18 protein-coding genes and 1 pseudogene are annotated in these 20453 nt (G+C 72.9%); 9 read left to right on the top strand and 10 right to left on the bottom strand.

The genetic code is table 11. The annotated features are described in order from the left end of the window. Positions 1–81 precede the first annotated feature (81 nt). On the top strand, positions 82–780 hold the full coding sequence (locus CRV15_RS08445) for a hypothetical protein (protein ID WP_009997453.1): 699 nt from the start codon (positions 82–84) through the stop codon (positions 778–780). Positions 781–903: 123 nt separating this feature from the next. Here CRV15_RS08445 and CRV15_RS08440 read toward each other — a convergent pair whose 3' ends face one another. The 3 genes from CRV15_RS08440 to CRV15_RS08430 form a co-directional block, all read right to left on the bottom strand. Next, positions 904–2037, bottom strand: a complete 1134-nt coding sequence (locus CRV15_RS08440) for an Mrp/NBP35 family ATP-binding protein (protein WP_003953870.1) — start codon at positions 2035–2037, stop codon at positions 904–906. A 92-nt stretch (positions 2038–2129) separates the two neighbouring features. Then, a complete protein-coding gene (locus tag CRV15_RS08435) occupies positions 2130–2666 on the bottom strand; it encodes a DUF1003 domain-containing protein (protein ID WP_003961715.1) in 537 nt (178 codons plus the stop codon). Between the two features lie 67 nt (positions 2667–2733). Next, on the bottom strand, positions 2734–4053 hold the full coding sequence (locus CRV15_RS08430) for a magnesium transporter MgtE N-terminal domain-containing protein (protein ID WP_003953872.1): 1320 nt from the start codon (positions 4051–4053) through the stop codon (positions 2734–2736). Between the two features lie 426 nt (positions 4054–4479). On the opposite strand from CRV15_RS08430, the gene CRV15_RS08425 reads away from it, so the two are divergent. Continuing rightward, a complete protein-coding gene (locus CRV15_RS08425) occupies positions 4480–5289 on the top strand; it encodes a hypothetical protein (protein WP_003961717.1) in 810 nt (269 codons plus the stop codon). Between the two features lie 41 nt (positions 5290–5330). Here CRV15_RS08425 and CRV15_RS08420 read toward each other — a convergent pair whose 3' ends face one another. Then, a complete protein-coding gene (locus CRV15_RS08420; RefSeq protein WP_003961718.1) occupies positions 5331–5939 on the bottom strand; it encodes a hypothetical protein in 609 nt (202 codons plus the stop codon). A gap of 170 nt (positions 5940–6109) precedes the next feature. Beyond that, complete coding sequence (locus tag CRV15_RS08415; protein WP_003953876.1) at positions 6110–7225, bottom strand: magnesium and cobalt transport protein CorA; 1116 nt, start codon at positions 7223–7225, stop codon at positions 6110–6112. A 569-nt stretch (positions 7226–7794) separates the two neighbouring features. Between CRV15_RS08415 and CRV15_RS08405 the strand changes: the two genes are divergently transcribed. The 4 genes from CRV15_RS08405 to CRV15_RS08390 all read left to right on the top strand — a co-directional run bounded on the left by CRV15_RS08405 (position 7795) and on the right by CRV15_RS08390 (position 11104). Continuing rightward, a complete protein-coding gene (locus tag CRV15_RS08405; protein WP_003953878.1) occupies positions 7795–8511 on the top strand; it encodes a suppressor of fused domain protein in 717 nt (238 codons plus the stop codon). Positions 8512–8617: 106 nt separating this feature from the next. Continuing rightward, positions 8618–9256, top strand: a complete 639-nt coding sequence (locus tag CRV15_RS08400; protein ID WP_003953879.1) for a DUF6758 family protein — start codon at positions 8618–8620, stop codon at positions 9254–9256. Positions 9257–9414: 158 nt separating this feature from the next. Further along, positions 9415–10278 carry a PHP domain-containing protein gene (locus tag CRV15_RS08395; RefSeq protein WP_003953880.1) on the top strand — a complete coding sequence of 288 codons (864 nt, stop codon included), beginning with the start codon at positions 9415–9417 and terminating at the stop codon, positions 10276–10278. A gap of 220 nt (positions 10279–10498) precedes the next feature. Further along, positions 10499–11104 carry a MarC family protein gene (locus tag CRV15_RS08390; RefSeq protein WP_003953881.1) on the top strand — a complete coding sequence of 202 codons (606 nt, stop codon included), beginning with the start codon at positions 10499–10501 and terminating at the stop codon, positions 11102–11104. A gap of 169 nt (positions 11105–11273) precedes the next feature. Here the strand turns inward: CRV15_RS08390 and CRV15_RS35880 are convergent, their stop codons facing one another. Next, on the bottom strand, positions 11274–11426 hold the full coding sequence (locus tag CRV15_RS35880) for a hypothetical protein (RefSeq protein ID WP_009997460.1): 153 nt from the start codon (positions 11424–11426) through the stop codon (positions 11274–11276). 209 nt (positions 11427–11635) lie between these two features. Between CRV15_RS35880 and CRV15_RS08385 the strand changes: the two genes are divergently transcribed. Next, positions 11636–12547 (top strand): NYN domain-containing protein, encoded by a 912-nt coding sequence (locus CRV15_RS08385; protein ID WP_009997461.1) that lies wholly within the window; start codon positions 11636–11638, stop codon positions 12545–12547. 62 nt (positions 12548–12609) lie between these two features. Here CRV15_RS08385 and CRV15_RS08380 read toward each other — a convergent pair whose 3' ends face one another. Together CRV15_RS08380 and CRV15_RS08375 are read right to left on the bottom strand one after the other, a co-directional pair. Beyond that, the gene (locus CRV15_RS08380) at positions 12610–13011 is read right to left on the bottom strand and encodes a hypothetical protein (protein ID WP_003953884.1); all 402 of its coding nucleotides are present in this window, start codon (positions 13009–13011) and stop codon (positions 12610–12612) included. 380 nt (positions 13012–13391) lie between these two features. Further along, on the bottom strand, positions 13392–14288 hold the full coding sequence (locus CRV15_RS08375) for a LysR family transcriptional regulator (protein WP_003961722.1): 897 nt from the start codon (positions 14286–14288) through the stop codon (positions 13392–13394). 701 nt (positions 14289–14989) lie between these two features. Here CRV15_RS08375 and CRV15_RS37700 point away from each other — a divergent pair. Next, a pseudogene (locus CRV15_RS37700) lies at positions 14990–15256 on the top strand (HPP family protein); the annotation flags it as partial. A gap of 206 nt (positions 15257–15462) precedes the next feature. Here CRV15_RS37700 and CRV15_RS08365 read toward each other — a convergent pair. Next, on the bottom strand, positions 15463–16341 hold the full coding sequence (locus CRV15_RS08365) for an alpha/beta fold hydrolase (protein ID WP_003953888.1): 879 nt from the start codon (positions 16339–16341) through the stop codon (positions 15463–15465). Between the two features lie 137 nt (positions 16342–16478). After that, positions 16479–18938: a DEAD/DEAH box helicase gene (locus CRV15_RS08360; RefSeq protein ID WP_003961723.1), complete on the bottom strand. Its 2460-nt coding sequence runs from the start codon at positions 18936–18938 to the stop codon at positions 16479–16481. Positions 18939–19491: 553 nt separating this feature from the next. Between CRV15_RS08360 and CRV15_RS08355 the strand changes: the two genes are divergently transcribed. Next, positions 19492–20271 (top strand): ferritin-like fold-containing protein, encoded by a 780-nt coding sequence (locus CRV15_RS08355; protein ID WP_003953890.1) that lies wholly within the window; start codon positions 19492–19494, stop codon positions 20269–20271. The last annotated feature ends 182 nt before the right edge of the window (positions 20272–20453 follow it).

The following is a 20453-nucleotide window of genomic DNA, read 5'->3' as shown; positions in this document are numbered from 1 at the left end:
CTCCATCTGTCAGGACGCGAGGACGCCCGAGGGGGGCGGGTCCGCGTCTCGACCTCGGACACAGAGGAGACGGCCGGGCAGATGGAGACGACGAGCCCCACAGCCGAGCAGGATTCGCCCGGCGATGCCGAAGCCCCTGCCCCCGGGTCCGGTGCGACAGCACTCCCGCCCCGCCCCGCGCTCGACGTGTACACCCGGGCCTCCTTCGCCTGGTACGGCCTGGACGAGGCGTTCACCGGCCCCCGCTGGCTGATGCGGGCCGTCACCACGGCCGACGGGGTGGTCCGGCACGGCTCCACGGGCCACGGGGACGAGCCGTCGATACGGTCCGCGGCCCGTCCCGCCGAGGAGACCGCGAAGGAACGGTTCACGGTCGTCGTCACCGTGGCCGCGGGCCCCGACCTCCGCAGCGGCGACGGTACGGGCGTCCTCGACGCGACCACCGTCTCCTCCGCCGCCTGGCTGGCCGGGTCCGGGCTGCTCGCCCACACCTGGCCCCCGCAGCTCGATCACTCCCTGCGCGACGACTGGCTGGAGCAGCAGACGGAGACCGCCTTCACCCTCGCCCACGATCTGGAGGGACCGGAGTGGTCCACGCTCTCCCTGCCGGTCGACGGCCGGGCCAGCGTGTTCCGCTTCCGTGAGTCGGAGTTCGGCTGGATCATCGCCGGACCCGGTGACCAGGACGGCGACGGTACGTTCATCGGGGCGTACGGGCGGGGCATGAGCCCCTACGGCCTGGGCTTCGCGCGGCTGCCCGACCTCACCCCGTACGGCTGACCGCCGGGCCACGGCCACGCCCCGTACGGCCCGGCGCCCGGCGGCAGGGGGCGAGGCGTCGTGCGGGGACGGGCCTTTGGGGCCGGTCCCGCACGACACGGCCCCAGGGGGTGCCCCGGTGGCTCAGAACTTGTTCCGCGGGGTGATCCCCAGGCTCATCCCGGAGAGACCGCGCTGCCGCCCGCCCAGCTTGCCCGCGATCGACCGCAGCGCCGCGCCCGCCGGGGACTCGGGGTCGCTGAGCACCACCGGCGTCCCGGCGTCGCCGCCCTCGCGCAGCCGGACGTCGATCGGGATCGAGCCGAGCACCGGCACGGTCGTCCCCGTGGTCCGGCTGAGGCCCTCGGCGACCCGCTGGCCGCCGCCGGTGCCGAAGACGTCGACCATCTCGTCGCAGTGGGGACAGGGCAGCCCCGCCATGTTCTCGACCACGCCGACGATCTTCTGATGGGTCTGCACGGCGATCGAACCGGCGCGCTCCGCGACCTCCGCCGCCGCCTGCTGGGGCGTGGTCACGACCAGGATCTCCGCGTTCGGCACGAGCTGGGCGACGGAGATCGCGATATCACCGGTGCCCGGCGGCAGATCGAGGAGGAGGACGTCCAGGTCGCCCCAGTACACATCCGCGAGGAACTGCTGGAGCGCGCGGTGCAGCATCGGGCCCCGCCACACCACCGGCGCGTTGCCCGGGGTGAACATGCCGATGGAGATGACCTTCACACCGTTCGCCGACGGCGGCATGATCATGTTCTCGACCTGGGTGGGACGGCCGTCCGCGCCCAGCATCCGGGGGACCGAGTGGCCGTAGATGTCGGCGTCCACGACACCGACCTTCAGCCCGTCGGCCGCCATCGCCGCCGCCAGGTTCACCGTCACCGAGGACTTGCCGACCCCGCCCTTGCCGGAGGCCACCGCGTAGACGCGGGTCAGCGAGCCGGGCTGGGCGAACGGCACCTCCCGCTCGGCCGTGGTGCCGCGCAGCGCCGCCGCCAGCTCCTTGCGCTGCTCGTCGCCCATCACGTCCAGCGTGACGTCGACCCGGCCGACCCCGTCGAGGCGGGAGACCGCGTCCGTGACGTTCTTCGTGATCGTCTCGCGCATCGGGCACCCGGCGACGGTGAGGTACACCGTGACGGCGACCGTGCCGTCCGCTCCGACCTCCACCGATTTGACCATGCCGAGTTCGGTGATCGGTCGGTTGATCTCGGGGTCGTTCACCGTCGACAGCGCTTCGAGCACCGCGTCTTCCGTAGCCATACCGACGATGGTACGGCGCCCCCTCCCGGCGGCGGAAAGGCCCGTCGGCGGTCGACTTCGTCACTCCCCGGCCGTCCCCGCGCTCTCCCGCGTCAGTCCTCCGGCCGTCCCGCGTCGCCCTCCCCCGGCCCGTCCCCGCGCCGCTCCTCCATCTCTCTGGCCAGGTCCTGGAGTTCCGAACGGATCCAGTCCCGGGTGGCGACCTCGCCGAGGCCCATCCGCAGCCCGGCGATCTCCCGGGTCAGATACTCGGTGTCCGCGATCGAGCGCTCGTTCTGCTTGCGCTCCTGCTCCCGGGTGACCCGGTCCCGGTCGTCCTGCCGGTTCTGGGCCAGCAGGATCAGCGGGGCCGCGTAGGACGCCTGGAGGGAGAGGGCCAGGGTCAGAAAGATGAACGGGTACTCGTCGAAGCGGACCAGGGCCGGGGCGAACACGTTCCAGAGCACCCAGACGATGATGATCAGCGTCATCCAGAGGATGAACCGCCAGGTGCCCAGGAAGCGGGCGATCCGCTCGGAGAGACGCCCGATCGACTCGGGGTCGTACTCCGGCAGCAGGGTGCGGCGGGGGGCGCGCGGCACATCGAGCCGGGTCCGGGGCCGGTTCACCGCGCTGGCGCCCGCGGGCATGGGCTCCCGCGGCTCACCGGGGCCGCCGCCCGGCCCCGCGGGCCCCGGGGGTCTGCGCTCGCCGCCGCTAGCCATGCCAGGACTCCCCGCCCGTGCCGGGCGCCCGCGCGGGTCCGGTCCCCCCGTCGGAGCGCGCGGGCTCGGCGAACTCCGTCTCCCGCCAGTCCTCCGGCAGCAGATGGTCCAGGACGTCGTCCACCGTCACCGCCCCCAGCAGGGAGCCGCTCTCGTCCACGACCGGCGCCGCGACCATGTTGTACGCGGCGAGATAGCTGGTCACGGCCCGGAGCGGGGTGTTCGGCGGGAGCGGCGGCAGATCGCTGTCCACCATCGAGCCGACCAGCGTGAACGGGGGATCGCGCAGCAGCCGCTGGAAGTGCACGGTGCCCAGGTACTTGCCGGTCGGTGTCTCGTCCGGCGGCCTGCACACATACACCTGCGCGGCGAGCGCGGGGGACAGGTCCTGGCGGCGCACCCGGGCGAGGGCGTCGGCCACCGTGGCGTCGGCCCGCAGCACGATGGGCTCGGTGGTCATCAGCCCGCCCGCGGTGCGTTCCTCGTACGACAGCAGCCGCCGCACATCGGCGGCGTCGTCCGGCCGCATCAGGGCGAGCAGCCGTTCCTTGTCGGCCTCCGGCAGCTCGGAGAGGAGGTCGGCGGCGTCGTCCGGGTCCATGGCCTCCAGGACGTCGGCGGCGCGCTCCTCCTGGAGCTTGCCCAGGATCTCCACCTGGTCGTCCTCGGGCAGCTCCTCCAGGACGTCGGCGAGCCGGTCGTCGTCGAGGGCGTCGGCGACCTCGGCGCGCCGTTTGGGCGACAGATGGTGCAGGGCGTTGGCGAGGTCGGCCGGGCGCATCCGTTCGAAGGTCGCGACCAGGCTCTCCGCCCCCTGCGCCTCCTCCTCCAGGGAGAAGCCGGTGACCGCCGACCACTCCACGGTCAGGGTCTCGCCCCGGCGGCGCAGCGCCCCGCCCCGGCCCCGGCGGACGAAGACCCGGTCGATCTCCCAGTCGCGGCGGGCGGGCAGCCGCTGGACGGACACATCGAGGACGGTGGCCTCCTCGCCGCTGTCGACCAGCTCGACCCGCCGGTCCAGCAGCTCCCCGATGACCAGCCGCTCGGTGGGGCGCTGCTCGAAGCGGCGGACGTTCAGCACCCCGGTGGTGATGACCTGGCCGGACTCGATACCGGTGACCCGGGTCATCGGCAGGAAGATCCGGCGGCGGTTGAGCATCTCCACCACCAGGCCCAGCAGCCGGGGCGGACGGCGGCCGACGCGCAACATCGCGACCAGGTCGCGGACCCGGCCGACCTGGTCCCCGTTGGGGTCGAAGACGGGCACCCCGGCGAGGTGCGAGACAAAGATCCGGGGGCCGCTCGCGACCATGCTCCGCACCTCCGCTCCGACCCGGGCCCGGCGGCTCCGCCGGAGCCATGACGCCTCAGGGCGCTCCGTAACGCCCAGGGCGCCGATGCCGCCCATGAACATTCATCGACGTTCATCAGCGCTCATCAGCGTTCATCAACGTCTATGAAGAGCTATGACGGCTTCAGGCTAGCCCGTCCTGTTACGGCCCGCTGTCTCTGCGATTGTCCCTGCGGTTGCCTCTGTAGTCCGCGCGGTCCGGGGGCGTTCTCTGCCGCCCCTGTCTCCCGTGATCCTCCGGTGGTCCTCCGGTGGGGGCAGGGTGGCCATGTCATGGCCGTCCGGTGTCCGGGCGACGGGCCGCCGGGGCGGGCATCCGGCACCGGTACGCTGCCCACTGCGCTCCCGCGCTGAGCGGAACGAGCGGAAGACGCAGCAGACAAGCAGATGAGAGGCAGTGCGCCGGTGACTCCCCTCCCTTCGGTCCCCCGGGTTCGCCGGGCCGTGCTCTCGGCGGTGCTGTGCGCGGGGCTCGCCCTGTCCGCCACCGCGTGCACGGAGGAGAAGAAGCCCGACCCGGACAAGGGGACGAACGGGGTCGGCAAGCTGACACCCCGGGAGATCGAGACCAAGGCGCGGGTGGCGGCGGACGCCGCCAAGGCCGTACGGGTGTCGGGGACCCTCGTCAGCAAGGGCGGCACATTTCGGCTGAACATGCAGCTCAAGGAGGGTGGCGGCGCCGGTTCGGTCACCTCCAGGGAGAACACCTTCGAGCTGCTGCGCGTCGACGACCAGCTCTATGTCAAGGCGGACGCCTCCTTCTGGGTGCACGAGGACGGCGACAAGCCCCGCGACCGGTCCGGACGGCCGGGCACGGCGGCGGACCAGGCGGCGGCCGGAAAGCTCGGCGGCAAGTATGTGAAGGTGCCTCAGGGCGATCCGGCGTACCAGGAATTCCGCGGCTTCACCGAGATGGACGAGCTGATCGACGGGCTGCTCGGCATGGAGGGCGAGCTGAGCAAGGGGGAGCGCACCCGGGTGGGCGGGGTGCGGACGATCAAGGTCCAGGCGGCGGACGGCGCCGGGGGCGTCCTCGATGTGGCGCTGGACGGCGCCCCGTACCCGGTGCAGTTCGCGCGGGCGGGCGGCAAGGGCGTGCTCACGCTGGCCGAGTGGGACGTGGACTTCGCGCTGGAGCCGCCCGCGAAGGGGGAGACGGTGGACTACGGCGGGCAGCTCCCGAAGACCAGCGGCTGATGACCGCTGACCGCCCGGCCCCCGGGCGGGGCCGGGTGCTGTCAGGCGGTGTCGCGGGACCGCTTGGCCCGGCCGGAGCGGCGGGAGAACAGCAGCCGGGGCAGGGCCGCCGGGACCGGGCGGCGGGTGGTCGCGGCGCTGGGCAGCGGCGGCGCCGCCAGTGAGCCGTCCGGCAGTTCGGTGGTGGAGGTGAGCGGCGCCAGCCGCAGCACCCGGCAGTCGCGCGCCCAGCGCTCCGGCATCTCCTCGGCGGCCACCGCGTTCAGCCGTTTGCCCTTCAGCTCCGGGACGACCGCCTCCCACGCGGCGGAACGGGGCTCCAGCTCGTCCACGGAGGCCGTCCAGGCGACCAGTCGGCCGCCCTTGTCCTTGCTGCGGACGGTGATCTCGGCGGTTTCGCCGGACGTCAGGCCGGGCAGCGGCTGCTCGCCCGCGCCGTCCCCGACCACATAGGCGGCGCCGTCGTGCCACACATGCCACAGCGCCCGCTCGGGGCCCTGCCCCCGGACCCAGATCAGCCCCGACTTCCTGGTGGCCTCCTCGACCAGCGCGGGGCCGAGGAAGGGGTGCCCGCCCCCGGGGCCGGACGGGCCGGAGGGGCCCGAGGGGCCCGGGGACACGGAACGGCGGCCGGAGGGGTTCGCTGTCATGCCCGCAGCCTATCGACCCGTGCCGCACCGGCCCGTTCCGCGGGACCGCACCGACCGTTCGGCGGGACCGCACCGACCTGTTCCGCCGTGCCGCACCGGCCTGTCCGGCAGCAGACCGCACCGGCCTGGTGGGCCCGGCCCGGATCGTTCCGCCAGAGTCGGCCGTTCCGCTAGAGCCAGCCGTTCCGCTTCAGGGTGCGGTGAATGGTGAAACAGATGACGGCGATGGAGACGAGCACCATGGGATAGCCGTACTGCCAGCGCAGCTCCGGCATGTGGTCGAAGTTCATGCCGTACACACCGCAGACCGCCGTGGGCACCGCGATGATCGCCGCCCAGGAGGTGATCTTGCGCATGTCCTCGTTCTGCGCGACCTGCGCCTGGGCGAGGTTGGCCTGGAGGATCGAGTTCAGCAGCTCGTCGAAGCCGATGACCTCCTCCTGCACCCGGGCGAGATGGTCGGCGACATCGCGGAAGTACTTCTGGATGTCCGGGTCGATCAGCCGCATGGGCCGCTCGCTCAGCAGCTGCATCGGCCGCAGCAGCGGGGACACGGCCCGCTTGAACTCCAGCACCTCCCGCTTGAGCTGGTAGATCCGCCCCGGGTCGCTGCCGCGCTTCTTGCCCTTGGCGGGGGCGGAGAAGACATCGATCTCGACCTCGTCGATGTCGTCCTGCACGGCGGCGGCGACGGCGATGTAGCCGTCCACGACATGGTCGGCGAGCGCGTGCAGCACCGCCGAGGGGCCCTTCGCCAGCAGCTCGGCGTCCTCCTGGAGACCCCGCCGGAGCTGGCGCAGCGAGCCCTTGCCGCCGTGCCGCACGGTGATCACGAAGTCCCGGCCGGTGAAGCACATCACCTCGCCGGTCTCGACGACCTCGCTCGTCGCCGTCAGCTCGTCGTGGTCGACGTAGTGGATCGTCTTGAAGACGGTGAAGAGGGTGTTGTCGTACCGCTCCAGCTTGGGCCGCTGATGGGCGTGGACGGCGTCCTCCACGGCGAGCGGGTGCAGCCCGAACTCGGCCGCGATCCCGGCGAATTCCTCCTCGGTGGGCTCGTGCAGCCCGATCCAGGCGAAGCCGCCGCCCTCGCGCACCCGCAGCATGGCCTCGCGGGGGGTCTGGCAGGACTCGCCCTCCAGCCGCCGGCCGTCGCGGTAGACGGCGCAGTCGACGACGGCGCTGGAGGCGGAGGGGTCCCGGGTGGTGTCGTACGAGCTGTAGACGGCGCTGGTCTTGCGCAGCGAGGGACGGACGGCTGCGCGCAGATCACGGATCATCGACATGGCTGGCTCCTTCACGAAAGGGGCCGTCGGCGGGGCGTGGCGCAGCCCGGAATGGGGACGTGAGCGCTGCGTCCGCATCAGCGGGCGGCACCGCGGGGACTACGTCCGCAAAGCGGGCGGCACCGCGAGGACGCGGTGACGGCGTTCGCTACAGACAGGCAGAAAGCAGGAGAAACAGGAAGAAAGCAGTGAAAGGGGGGTGCTCTTCCGTGGTGTGCATTTCCGTCGGACAGGAAGGCGCCGGAAGGCCGACGCCCCGGGAGTTCCCTGGGACGCGGGCCGTGCGGAACGCCGGAACCCGGATGGAGAGAGGGCTCAGTACGCCCGGAGATGGTGCCGTACGGAAGAGCGGCTGGTACTGCACGGTCGACTTCGATCCACCGTGGACCCCACCTCCTCCGGCCGGTCCCCCGTAGGGGAGAGACGAGACGCCGGGGAGGAGGAGCGACGCTGTCGCGTGCCGTCCCCGCGTGCATCAGCACGCCACCCCGGCCAGCGGCCAAGACTATCAGCCGACTGAGGGTCAATCCCGGGGTTTGCCCATTCTCTCCGCGCTTTATGCTCGCCGGATGGGAGAAGTTCTTGCTCTGGTCGAGTCCCGGCTCCGTACGGCGCTCGGGGAGCCCGACGCGCGGGCTTCGGTGACCTTTCTGGGAACGGACCGGATCGAGGTGCTCCGGTTCTTTGCGCCCGACGGCCCCGGCAGCGTTGGCGGCCCCGAGGTGCCTGACGGTCCCGACGGCGCCGGCGGCCCCGGCGGCTCCGAAGCGCCCGGCGGCCCCGGCGCGGCCCACGGCACCGGGGCGGGCGCGGGCAGGGGCGCGGGCCTGGTGCGCTACGCCACGCTCGGGATGTCCGCCCACCCCATGACCGACCCCACGGCCCCGCACGCCGACCCCCTCAGGGGCCCGCGTGCCGAACTCGTCCTGTCGGTACGGGCGGGGCTCGCCGACACCGGCAAGGTGCTGCGGACACTGGCGGTACTGGCGGCCTCCCCCCAGGTCGAAGGCGTGGTGGTGGCCCCCGGCGCCGCCCTGGACGTGGGGGGCCCGCTCTGGCCCGGTGCCCCCTTCACCGCGGTCCTCGTCGCCGAACCGGGCGGCCTGGTGCCGGATCTGGAGCTGGACGCCCCCCGGGACCCGGTGCGCTTTCTGCCGTTGCTGCCGATGACGCCCAACGAGGCCGCGTGGAAACGGGTGCACGGTGCCCAGCGGCTCCAGGAGCGCTGGCTCGCGGAGGGAACCGATCTGCGGGACCCCGGACGCGGCTCCGTGCGCCTGGCGTGAACCCCCGGTGACTGGCCGGAACTCGACGCTCGCGGAGGGTGGGCGCACCCGCCGGAAGGGTGATCGTCCTTGACGCGGCGCGTGCGGGGTAGGACCGTGGAGCGCTATGAGGGGCGAACCCAGTTGCCCGAAGTGCGGTGGCCGGGTCAGGGCGCCCGGTCTCTTCGCCGACTCCTGGCAGTGTGATGTGCACGGCGCCGTGCACCCGCTCCAGCCGGTGATCCCGCCCAGTGTCGAGGCCCTCGGTGTCGTCGTGCACCGGGCCGTGGTGCCCGTCTGGATGCCCTGGCCGCTGCCGGTCGGCTGGCTCTTCACCGGCGTCGCGTACGCGGGCGACGACCGCAGCGGCGGCCGGGCCACCGCCGTCGCCTGCTCCGGCCCCGGGCCGCTCGGCGGCATGGGGGAACTGCTGCTGGTCGCCGAGGAGTTGGGGGTCGGCCTCGGCGCCCGCTTCGCGGGGATCGACGGCCCCGACCCGGGTCCGCACCTCGATGTCTCCGAGCCGCCGCAGGTCAAGGTGCTCGCCGCGGGCCGCCCCACCCCGCTGTGGCATGTCCGGTCCGCCCCCGGCGACCGGGCCGTCTTCGCGGGCGAGGCCCGGGGGATCTGGCTCTGGGCGATCGTCTGGCCGGAGCGGTCCGGGCTGCTGATGTACGACGAACTGGTCCTCACCGACCTCCACGACGCGGGCACCGAGGTCGAGCTGGTGCCCTGCGGGGCGCTCTCCCCCCGGCTGATCGCGTAGACCCCGCCCCCTCCGGTGCCCCGGGGCCGGTGAGGCCCACGGTGTGGGAGGGGCGTCGCGGTGTGGGAGGGACATCACGCTCTTGGACGGCCGGGTGCCGTACAGGTGCCCGATACACTGGACCGACCCCTGTCCGCCCCACCCGCTGGAGCTGAGCCGTGCGTATCGACCTGCACACCCACTCCACGGCGTCGGACGGTACGGACACCCCCGCCGAGCTGGTGCGCAACGCCGCCGCCGCGGGTCTGGACGTCGTCGCGCTCACCGACCACGACACCACCCGGGGCCACGCCGAGGCGATCGCCGCGCTCCCCGAGGGGCTGACCCTGGTCACCGGCGCCGAGTTGTCCTGCGCCCTCGACGGCATGAGCATGCATCTGCTGGCGTACCTCTTCGACCCGGCCGAGCCCGAGCTGCTGCGCGAGCGCGAGCTGCTGCGGGACGACCGGGTGCCGCGTGCCCGGGCCATGGTCGCCAAGCTGCGGGAGCTGGGCGTCCCGATCACCTGGGAGCGGGTCGCCGAGATCGCCGGGGACGGCTCGGTGGGCCGTCCGCACCTCGCCAGCGCGCTGGTGGAGCTGGGTGTGGTCCCCACCGTCTCGGACGCCTTCACCCAGGAGTGGATCGCCGACGGCGGCCGGGCCCATGTCGTCAAACACGAACTCGACCCCTTCGCCGCCGTCCGCCTGGTCAAGGCCGCGGGAGGTGTCGCCGTCCTGGCGCACCCCGGCGCGGCGAAGCGGGGACGTTCCGTCTCCGACTCGACCATCGCCGAGCTGGCCGCCGCCGGGCTCGACGGCATCGAGGTCGACCACATGGACCACGACGCCGAAACCCGTGCGCGGTTGCGTGACCTCGCCTCCGGTCTCTCCCTGCTGACCTTCGGGTCCAGCGACTACCACGGCAGCCGCAAGGACATCGCGCTCGGCGCGTACACCACGGACCCGGAGATCTACGGCGAGATCACCCGCCGGGCGACGGGGGCGTTCCCCGTGCCCGGCGCCGGGGGACTCCCCGCGTAAGCCGCGGCGATCCGCCCCGCACCGCCGCGTCCGCTCCCCGGACGGGTGGGCGTGTCCCCGGTCGGGTGGGTGCACCGCGTTCTCCCGCCGCCCGGGCGCAGGTACCCGCGTACCGCGCATCTCTCCGTGCCCTGTCTGTCTCCTTTGTGCCCGCGCGCCCATGGCGCTCCGGCACGCCCCTGCCCTCCCCTTCCGTACCACTCTGTCGCAAGGCCACACTGTGTTCGACGCCGCCGTCTTCGGCTCGCTCTTCCTGACCCTTTTCGTGATCATGGACCCGCCCGGGGTCACCCCGATCTTCCTCGCGCTGACCTCCGGGCGTCCCGCCAAGGTGCAGCGGCGGATGGCCTGGCAGGCCGTCGCCGTCGCCTTCGGTGTGATCACCGTCTTCGGCCTGGTCGGCCAGCAGATCCTGGACTATCTGCATGTCTCCGTGCCCGCGCTGATGATCGCGGGCGGGCTGTTGCTGCTGCTGATCGCGCTCGATCTGCTGACCGGTAAGACCGACGAACCCAAGCAGACCAAGGACGTCAATGTGGCGCTCGTGCCGCTGGGCATGCCGCTGCTGGCCGGTCCCGGCGCGATCGTCTCGGTGATCCTCGCGGTGCAGAACGCGGACGGGGCCGCCGAGCAGATCTCTGTCTGGGCGGCGATCGCGGCCATCCACGCGGTGCTCTGGCTGGCCATGCGCTATTCGCTCGGCATCATCCGGGTGATCAAGGACGGCGGGGTGGTGCTGGTGACCCGGCTGGCCGGAATGATGCTCTCGGCCATCGCCGTGCAGCAGATCATCAACGGGGTGACCCAGGTGGTCCAGGGCGCCTGACCCGGCCCCGCCCCTGCCGCTGCCCGTCCGGGAACTCCGGGACCGTCCGGGCGGGTCCGCGACGGCTTCGCGGCGGGACGGCAGCGCCCCCGTACGGGAGGTTCCGTACGGGGGCGCCGTCGTGTGCTGTGGCGTACCGGCGGGGTCGCCGCCCGGCACGCGGGCCGACCTACAGGGCCGTGGGCTCGACCGGGCGGATATACACGCGCTGGCCGGTGGCGGCGGCCTGCTGCACGATCCGGTTGACGGAGGCGGCGTCCACGACGGTACTGTCCACGGCGGTCCCGTCGACGTCGTCCAGGCGCATGATCTCGAAGCGCACTGCTTCTCCCTTCGTCTGATCCTCCGGTGGGGGAGCGGCCCCCTGGAGTACTGGTGTCCCTGGATTCAACACGATCACCGACGGGAAACATTCCCTACACTAAGGAAAATCTTTCCTTGTCTAATGACTGGCGGGTCACCCAGGGGTTACTGATGGGTATCGGTCATCGGCCGGTGCATGGGGCCGGTATGCCGGAGAATGAGCCCCGTATGAAGGACTCACAGATCGCCACAGCCCTCGGGGACCTCGGCTCCCGGGTCGAGCAGACCAATGAGCTGCTGCAACGCATGCTCGCCGAGGTCGCCAAGACGCCGTCGACCCATGCGATCTTCGTCGACGCGGGCTATGTCTACGCGGCGGCGGGGCTGCTCGTGGCGGGGACCGAGGACCGGCGCGCGTTCGACCTGGACGCCGAGGGGATGATCGAGGCGTTCATCGACAAGGCCCGCACGATCTTCGCGGACAGCAGGCTGCTGCGCGTCTACTGGTACGACGGGGCCCGCCGGCGTATCCACACCCCCGAGCAGCAGTCCATCGCCGAACTGCCGGATGTGAAGGTACGGCTCGGCAACCTCAACGCCAACAACCAGCAGAAGGGCGTGGACTCGCTGATCCGCAGCGATCTGGAGTCCCTGGCCCGGCACCGCGCGATCAGCGACGCCGCGCTGGTGGGCGGCGACGAGGACCTCGTCTCGGCGGTGGAGGCCGCCCAGGGGTACGGGGCCCGGGTGCATCTGTGGGGCATCGAGGCGGCGGACGGGAGCAACCAGGCCGAGCCCCTGCTCTGGGAGGTCGACAGCCAGCGCACCTTCGACCTGGACTTCTGCCGCCCCTACATCACCCGCCGGGCGGTCACGACCTTCGAGAACGAGGGGGCGCCGCCGCCCTCCCGGGACGAGGTGCGCTTCGTGGGCGCCCAGATCGCGGCCACCTGGCTGGCGGAACGGGGCCGGGACACGATGGCCGAGCTGCTGCCCGGCCACCCCTACCTCCCCGGCCCGGTGGACCAGGATCTGCTCATCGAGGCGGAACGGGTGCTCCAGCGCTCCCTGCGCGGGCACGCGGTGCTGCGCAGGGCGCTGCGGGACGGCTTCTGGCAGCACCTTCAGGCCCAGTACTAGCCGACAGCACCTCCAGCCCCAGGCCGGGCGCCCGGACGCCACCGCCGGGCCCGCCGGGGCCGTCACTCCGCCGCCGGTTCCCCTGCGTCTCCTGTGTCTCCTGCGTTCCCTGCGTTCTCGGTGTCTCCTGTGTCCCCTGCGTTCTCGATCCGGTGGACGGCGGCCCCCGCCCGCGCACCCCGGTCGCGCAGTCCGGCCCGGCGCACCTTGCCCGATATCTGATGCCGGGTCCCCGGCCCCTCGACGACGGGATCGCCCTTGCCGTAGGACATGCCGTCGCTGTGGTCCGGCACTCCGTCGCGCACCAGCATCAGCTCATGGCCGAGGTGTTCAGGGAAGTCCCCGTGGGCGCCGGGCGGAAAGCGCAGGAGGAGTCCGGCCGATTCCGAGGTCCCACCGGGGCCCCACAGGACGCAGTGCTCGTTGCGACATGCGTGCGCGATGCAAAGGACGTCTTCCGCCATCGATCTCCCCCTCTCTCCTCGGTGCGGAGCCCGCCGTGTTACCGGGGCCGTGGCCAGGGTTCCTTTTCTTTCGTCGATGAGCGGTATCGGTGGGGTCGACGGCCGGAAAGGAGAAAAGGCGGGGTGCCGGAACAGGAGCACTCTTCCGGCTCCCCGCCCGGTGTGATTCACCGTGGTGGCACTGCGCCAGCGGGACTTCAGCGAAATCACCCCAAGGCCCTTTCCGCTCGTGCTGCCACCCGGATCTCCGGGTGGGTGCCGACTTCTGGGGATGCCGTCGACAGGGTCCGCTCCCTGGAACGGCTCCCCGCCGCCGTGGGGTTCGGCGCGGGTCTCGAAAGGCGCGGCCCGGTGGTCCCGCCGGGCCGGAAGGGGGTGCGTCAGGCGAACTCCACGGCCTGGTGCTCCCGGCCGATCCGCTCGGCGACACCGCACACCGCGGCCACCGCGGACATCGCCCGGTCGGCCCAGAGCGCGCGCACCCCCAGCCGCACCCGGGGCAGCCCCGGGACGACGGCCAGCCCATGGCACTCCTCGCCCCGGCACACGGCCTCGGCGGGCAGCATGGCGATGCCGTAGCCGCTGCGGGCCAGCTCCCGCGCGCCGCCCACCGAACCGGCCTCGACCATCGGCGCGTCGATGCCGTGGACCTCCCGCAGGCTGGTGGCGAGCACCTGGTGGGAGACGCAGTCGGGGTCCACGACCAGCACTCGCGCGGCGGCCGGGACGGCACCCGGTTCCCCGCCGCGGGCGAGGGCGGCCCGGCCCACGGGGACCACCTCCAGCGGCGGCAGATCCTTGATCATGACTCCGATCGGCAGGGGCTCGTCGAAGCCGTTGTCGCCGTGGATCAGGGCCATGTCCACGGCCCCCGTGCGCACCGCGTCGGCCGTGCCGGCGATCGTGAGCTGCCGGGGCGAGACCCGGACATGGGGGTAGCGGTGGCGGCACTCCCGGACCAGCGGGCCCATCCGTGTCTCCAGCAGCAGGGCGGACGCGCCCACGGTCGCCCGGCCCTCCATCTCGCCGGTGGGGTTCAGCGCGCTCGCCATCTCGTCCATCACATGGAAAATACGGAGAACGTGATCCTGGAATATCTCGCCCGCCGCGGTGAGTCGTACGCCGTGCGGCATCCGCTGTAACAGCTTGAAACCGATATGGGCCTCCAGTGCCCTGATATGCGCGCTGATACTCGACTGCGCGTACCCCAGGCTCCGGGCCGCTTTGGTGAAGCTGCCCAGCCGGGCGACTTCCCGGAACGTGCGCAGCTGATACATCGACAGATCGTAAGTCACACATCGCCCCAGTCATATGAGGTCCGACCCCTCCCGAGGCCGCCACCGAATTGGATTCCACTCACGCTGTGCCCATCTTTGTGAGGTGCCGGATCTCTCCCGGACCGCGGGGCCCGAGTCCCCTGTCCCCGCTTTCGGACAGCCCCGACCATGTGTCTCCGTGCCTGGATCACACACGGGTCTTCTCACGGTGAACGTACGCTTAGCGGCCCGGGTTCATCGGTGGACCGGGGGCGTCCTCGCGGGCGCGGCGGCTGTGCCGGGCCACCCGGACCCGGTTGCCGCAGACCGGAGTGCACCACACGCGAGACCGGAGTGCACCACGTGCGGCGGGGGTGCCCCGTGACGAAGCAGAGGCCACAGCCGGAACTGTGCCCGCAGAGTGTGCGCGGCCTGTCCGGGTGCCCCGTGACGGAGGAGAGGCCACAGCCCGGTGCCGGACAGGCCCGTACGAGCCCCGCCCGGTCTCTCCGACGCGCCGTCCTCCGCGACAGCCCATCCGCCCGGGTCGGCGTCCTGCCCGGCGCCCGCCGCGGAGGGCAGCCCCTCGTCCCGATACGCCCAGATCCGGTCCGGCCCTCCGGGACCGTGTCGCCACCGTCCTGGGGAGCAGGGCCCCGGCGCGGGCGCCGCTTCCCGTCATTGTCGCCGCGACACTCGCGGCCGTCGGCGCCCTGCTCGCGATGGTCGCCCTGGGGACCGTGCTCGACCGTCCGGCGCTGATACCGCCGCTCGCCGCGAGCGCGGCCCTCGTCCTCGCCGCCCCCGCGCTGCCGCTCGCCCAGCCGCGCGGCGTCGTCGGCGGGCAACCGATCTCCGCCACCGTGGGGCTCCTCGCCGGAGCGGTGGCGGGCGACTCGCTGTGGACCGCCGCCGTGGCGGGCGGGCCGGCCGTCGGCGCGATGGCCCTGGCCAGGACCCCGCACTCCCCGGCCGCCGCCACCGCCGTCGTCGCGGTGCTCACCGAACCGCCCCGGTCTCCTTCCTGGCGCTGCTGCTGGTCGCCGTCGGCATCGCGGCGGCCCGCCCGGGCGGTGCCGCCCGTTACCCCGTCCACCGGTGGTGACGCCTCCCGCGAGCCGCCGTCACCGCCGACGGGCGCGGGCTGGGCATCCGCCGATGTCCCGCCGCTTCGTCCGGGCCGTGGGCGCGGGGCTCACCGGCCGGACGGCGGGTCCGTCCGCGGGGTGTGCGCGTCCCAGAAGGCGGCCGTCGCGGCGGCCGTCTCCTCGGGCCGGTCGGTGTTGGGGGAGTGCTCGGCCCCGCTGATCACCGTGCGCCGTGCGCCGAGCCGCCGCGCCATCTCGTCCAACTGCTCCACGGGCCAGGTGTCGTCCCGTTCCCCGCTGATCACATGCTTGGGCAGCGTGTCCAGCGCGGCCAGCGCGTCCACCCGGTCCGGCTCCGTGGAGAGCTGCCGTCCGGTGGCGACGAGCTGACGGGGGTCGGTGAGCATCCAGCGCCGCCGCAGATCCTCCCCGTCGGTGGCCGTCTCCTCCGGCGGGTCGAGGGCCTGCATCGCCTCCCACACCTCGGCCATCCCCATCACGGCCAGCGCGTCGCTCAGCAGCCGTACCCGCTCGCGCTGGGCGGGCGAGATCCGGGCCGGACCCGAGGACATCACGGTGAGGGTGCGGAACGGGGAAGGGTCCAGCAGGACGGCGGCCCGGGAGATCTGGCCGCCGAGCGAGTGCCCGAGCAGATGCAGCGGGCCGTCCCCGCCGACCGCCCTGGCCTGGGCGAGGACATCGCGGGCCAGCTCCTCCTGGGCGTAGGCCCGCTCGTCGTCGGGGCCCTCGGTCTCGTACTGCCCCCGGCCGTCCACGGCGACCACCCGGTATCCGGCGGCGGCGAGGGGCGCGAGCATGGCGATGAAGTCCTCCTTGCTGCCCGTGAAGCCGGGCAGCAGCAGCGCCGTCCCCCGGTGGTCGCCCGCTCTGGGCCGGGCGTCCAGGACGGCGAACTCCCCCCGGGAGGTCCGCAGCGTGCGGGACTCGGCGCATACGGGGGGCACAAAGGTGGGCGGCCTGCTCATGCCCCGAGGTTACCGACGGGTTGCACCCGGCGCGCGGGAAGCCCCCCACCCAGGGCGCCGGATACGCCACCGGCCCGGCCCCCTGGGCGGGGACCGGGCCGGTGATCAGGCCGGTGACCGGGCTGACGCGCTGTCGATCAGCCCTCGGTCGGAGCGGCGGCCGTCTTCGGCGCCGCCTTCTTGGCCGTGGCACGGGTGCGCCGCGGCTTGACCTCGGTGCCGTCCGTGACCTCGGCCGTCTCCGCCGTCTTCTTGGCGGTGCGGGTGCGGCGGGGCGTCGCGACGGCGGTCTCGGTGGCTTCGGTCGTCTCGACGGCCTCGGCTGCCTTCTTGACGGTCCGGGTGCGGCGCGGCTTGGCCTCGGTGGCTTCGGCCGTTTCGACGGCCTCGGCCGCCTTCTTCGTCGTCCGGGTGCGGCGCGGCTTGGTCTCGGCCTCGACGGTCTCGGCGGCCGTGGTGCCCTCGGCGGTCTCCATGGCCTTGACCGCGGCCTTCTTGACCGTACGGGTACGGCGCGGCTTGACCTCGGCCTCGGGGGCGTCGACGGCCGCCTCGGCACTCGCCGTCGCCTTCGTGGCACGGCGGCGTGTCGTCGGCTTCACGGCCTCCGTGCCCTCCGCCGTCTCCACGGCCGTCTCCGCCGTCTTCTTGGCGGTGCGGGTGCGGCGCGGCGTCGACACTGCGGCCTCGGTGGCTTCGGTCGTCTCGACGGCCTGGGCTGCCTTCTTGACCGTCCGGGTACGGCGGGGCGTCGCGACGGCGGTCTCGGTGGCTTCGGCCGTTTCGACGGCCTCGGCTGCCTTCTTCGTCGTCCGGGTGCGCCTCGGCTTGGTCTCGGCCTCGGCGGTCTCGGCGGCCGTGGTGCTCTCGGCGGTCTCCATGGCCTTGACTGCGGCCTTCTTGACCGTACGGGTACGGCGCGGCTTGACCTCGGGCTCCGGCGCGTCATCGACGGCGGGGGCCGGGGCGGGCACGACGGGGGCGACGGTCGCCTCCACCGTGTCCACGGCCTTCACCGCACGGGTGCGGCGGCGGCGCGGCGCCGACACCACGGCCTCGGCGGCGGGAGCCTGCTGCGGCAGCGGCTCGGCGGCCGTCGCCACGGCCGTGGGCTCCTCGACGACGGCCTGCGGCTTCTCGACGGCCTGCGCCGGAGCGCCCGCCGCCGGAATGCCCGCCGACGACGCGCCCGCACGGGTGCGGCGACGGCGCCTGGGCGTACGCGGAGCCGTGGCGTCCGGGCTCACCGGGGAGTCCGTGGAACGCTGCGGCTCGGCCGCCGTCCCCGTCGACTCCACCGTGCTGCCCCCACGGGTACGGCGGCGCTGGCGCGGGGGCCGGGTGCGCGCGGGGCGCTCCTCCCGGGCCGGGGCCGGGGCCGAGGGCGACCTGCGGCCCCGTGCCCCGGTCTCGCCCAGGTCCTCCAGCTCCTCCGCCGCCAGACCCGCCCGGGTCCGCTCGGCACGCGGCAGCACACCCTTGGTGCCCGCCGGGATGCCCAGCTCCTCGAAGAGGTGCGGCGAGGTGGAGTACGTCTCGACCGGATCGGGGAACTTCAGGTCCAGCGCCTTGTTGATGAGCTGCCAGCGCGGGATGTCGTCCCAGTCCACCAGCGTGACCGCGGTACCCGACGCGCCCGCGCGCCCGGTGCGGCCGACCCGGTGGAGATAGGTCTTCTCGTCCTCGGGCGACTGGTAGTTGATGACGTGGGTCACACCCTCGACATCGATACCGCGCGCGGCGACGTCGGTGCAGACCAGCACGTCCACCTTGCCGTTGCGGAACGCCCGCAGCGCCTGCTCGCGCGCGCCCTGGCCGAGGTCGCCGTGGACCGCGCCGGAGGCGAAGCCCCGGCGGGCGAGCTGATCGGCGATGTCCGCGGCCGTGCGCTTGGTCCGGCAGAAGATCATCGCCAGTCCCCGGCCCTCGGCCTGGAGAATGCGGGAGACCATCTCCGGCTTGTCCATGGAGTGGGCGCGGTAGACCCGCTGGGTGATGTTGGCGACGGTCGCGCCCTCGTCGTCCGGCGCGGTGGCGCGGATGTGCGTGGGCTGCGACATGTAGCGGCGGGCGAGACCGATCACCGCGCCCGGCATCGTCGCCGAGAAGAGCATCGTCTGCCGCTTGGCGGGCAGCAGCTGGATGATCTTCTCGACATCGGGGAGGAAGCCCAGGTCGAGCATTTCGTCGGCCTCGTCCAGGACCAGCGCGCGCACCTGCGAGAGGTCGAGCTTCTTCTGGCCCGCGAGGTCGAGCAGTCGGCCCGGGGTGCCGACGATCACATCGACGCCCTTCCTCAGGGCCTCCACCTGGGGCTCGTACGCCCGGCCGCCGTAGATCGCGAGAACCCGCACATTGCGGACCTTGCCGGCCGTGAGCAGGTCGTTGGTGACCTGGGTGCACAGTTCTCGGGTGGGGACGACGACAAGCGCCTGGGGGGCCTCGGAGAGCTGGTCGGGCCGGGCCCGGCCCGCCTCGACGTCCGCGGGGACGGTGACGCGCTCCAGCAGCGGCAGACCGAAACCGAGGGTCTTGCCGGTGCCGGTCTTGGCCTGGCCGATGACATCGGTGCCGGAGAGCGCGACGGGGAGCGTCATCTCCTGAATGGGGAACGGGTTCAGAATGCCGACGGCTTCGAGTGCCTCGGCGGTTTCCGCGAGGATGCCGAGATCCCGGAAAGTGGTGTGCTGCGTAGTCAGGGTGTTGCCTCTTCTGTGAGACGCGGCGCGAGGCGAACGACTGGGGGTCCTGTCGCGCCCGGAGCGGGCCGACCGTGGGTGGCCGGATGGCGCGGGACCTCTGCCGTCGCTCAAGCGTCGTACCGCTGAGGGGGCCCCTCATCAGCGGTCGTGCGCGAGGGGCGCACGGTCCGCACGGAGGGCGGTCGGTTCGGAGCCGATCGTGTCACCGACCGGGCATCCTCAAGGGGTCGAAGGAAAAAAATCCCTCGGTCAAACACTGCGATCGCCCACCGAGAAGACGTGTTTCCCTAGAAAACCTCTCGACAGGCGCATTACCACTGTACCCCGGATTCGCGCATGTGTGTTGGGCGATTTCCCGGGATGCAGGACGGCGGAGCGCGCCGGGAGAGCCCCGTACGGGGTTGACCAGGCCCTTACGGCCCGCTGCGGGCGGGCTATTGTGCGCTCCATGGAGACGCCTGACAACGCCGCTGATCCCACCGATCACGCAGAGCACACAGATCACGCAGAGCCTGCCGATACCACCGAGCACACCGGAATCGCCGCCCAGGACTGGGCGACGGCGTCCGCGCAGCCCCAGTACCGCGCCGCCGTCGTGGATCTCCTCGGCGCGCTCGCCTATGGCGAGCTGGCCGCCTTTGAACGGCTCGCCGAGGACGCGAAGCTGGCTCCGACCCTCGGTGACAAGGCGGAGCTGGCCACGATGGCCACGGCGGAGTTCCACCACTTCGAGCGCTTGCGGGACCGGCTGGCCGCGATCGACGTCGACCCGACGGCCGCGATGGAGCCCTTCGCGCAGGCGCTGGACGACTTCCACCGTCAGACCGCCCCGTCGGACTGGCTGGAGGGCCTGGTCAAGGCGTACGTGGGCGACTCGATCGCCAGCGACTTCTACCGGGAGGTCGCGGCCCGGCTGGACTCCGACACGCGCGCCCTGGTGATGGCGGTGCTCGACGACACGGGCCACGGCCATTTCGCGGTCGAGAAGGTGACCGCCGCGATCGAGGCCGACCCCCGGGTGGGCGGACGGCTCGCCCTGTGGGCGCGCAGGCTGATGGGTGAGGCGCTCTCCCAGGCGCAGCGTGTCGTCGCCGAGCGGGACGCGCTCTCGACGATGCTGGTCGGCGGTGTGGCGGACGGCTTCGACCTCGCCGCCGTGGGCGAGATGTTCACCCGGATCACCAAGGCCCACACCCAGCGGATGGCGGCTCTGGGGCTCGCCGCCTGACTCCGGGGACGGCGCCCCGCCCCCGGGACCCCGGCCGCACGGGGCCACCGGGGGCGCGGGTGGCACGGCGGCGGGGCCGGGGCGCGAAGCCGTATCCGCCGCTGCCGCGGCGGGGCGGAAGCGGAGCCGGGGGCGCCGCACAGGACGGGGGGACATGGTGCCGGTGGTCGTCGCTCGGCCGT

Source organism: Streptomyces clavuligerus, assembly GCF_005519465.1.
In the GTDB taxonomy this organism is placed as follows: Bacteria; Actinomycetota; Actinomycetes; order Streptomycetales; family Streptomycetaceae; genus Streptomyces; species Streptomyces clavuligerus.
Note: the sequence above shows the minus strand (reverse complement) of the source record. Positions and strands in the feature narration are given on the sequence as shown.

Excerpts from the sequence above, each read along its gene's own strand:
- CRV15_RS08420 (WP_003961718.1), bottom strand. The coding sequence starts at position 5,939 with ATGACAGCGAACCCCTCCGGCCGCCGTTCCGTGTCCCCGGGCCCCTCG.
- CRV15_RS08375 (WP_003961722.1), bottom strand. The coding sequence starts at position 14,288 with ATGTATCAGCTGCGCACGTTCCGGGAAGTCGCCCGGCTGGGCAGCTTC.
- CRV15_RS08445 (WP_009997453.1), top strand. The coding sequence starts at position 82 with ATGGAGACGACGAGCCCCACAGCCGAGCAGGATTCGCCCGGCGATGCC.
- CRV15_RS08380 (WP_003953884.1), bottom strand. The coding sequence starts at position 13,011 with ATGGCGGAAGACGTCCTTTGCATCGCGCACGCATGTCGCAACGAGCAC.
- CRV15_RS08415 (WP_003953876.1), bottom strand. The coding sequence starts at position 7,225 with ATGTCGATGATCCGTGATCTGCGCGCAGCCGTCCGTCCCTCGCTGCGC.
- CRV15_RS08365 (WP_003953888.1), bottom strand. The coding sequence starts at position 16,341 with ATGAGCAGGCCGCCCACCTTTGTGCCCCCCGTATGCGCCGAGTCCCGC.
- CRV15_RS08360 (WP_003961723.1), bottom strand. The coding sequence starts at position 18,938 with ATGACGCTCCCCGTCGCGCTCTCCGGCACCGATGTCATCGGCCAGGCC.
- CRV15_RS08430 (WP_003953872.1), bottom strand. The coding sequence starts at position 4,053 with ATGGTCGCGAGCGGCCCCCGGATCTTTGTCTCGCACCTCGCCGGGGTG.
- CRV15_RS08435 (WP_003961715.1), bottom strand. The coding sequence starts at position 2,666 with ATGCCCGCGGGCGCCAGCGCGGTGAACCGGCCCCGGACCCGGCTCGAT.
- CRV15_RS08385 (WP_009997461.1), top strand. The coding sequence starts at position 11,636 with ATGAAGGACTCACAGATCGCCACAGCCCTCGGGGACCTCGGCTCCCGG.
- CRV15_RS08405 (WP_003953878.1), top strand. The coding sequence starts at position 7,795 with ATGGGAGAAGTTCTTGCTCTGGTCGAGTCCCGGCTCCGTACGGCGCTC.
- CRV15_RS08400 (WP_003953879.1), top strand. The coding sequence starts at position 8,618 with ATGAGGGGCGAACCCAGTTGCCCGAAGTGCGGTGGCCGGGTCAGGGCG.
- CRV15_RS08355 (WP_003953890.1), top strand. The coding sequence starts at position 19,492 with ATGGAGACGCCTGACAACGCCGCTGATCCCACCGATCACGCAGAGCAC.
- CRV15_RS08440 (WP_003953870.1), bottom strand. The coding sequence starts at position 2,037 with ATGGCTACGGAAGACGCGGTGCTCGAAGCGCTGTCGACGGTGAACGAC.
- CRV15_RS08425 (WP_003961717.1), top strand. The coding sequence starts at position 4,480 with ATGAGAGGCAGTGCGCCGGTGACTCCCCTCCCTTCGGTCCCCCGGGTT.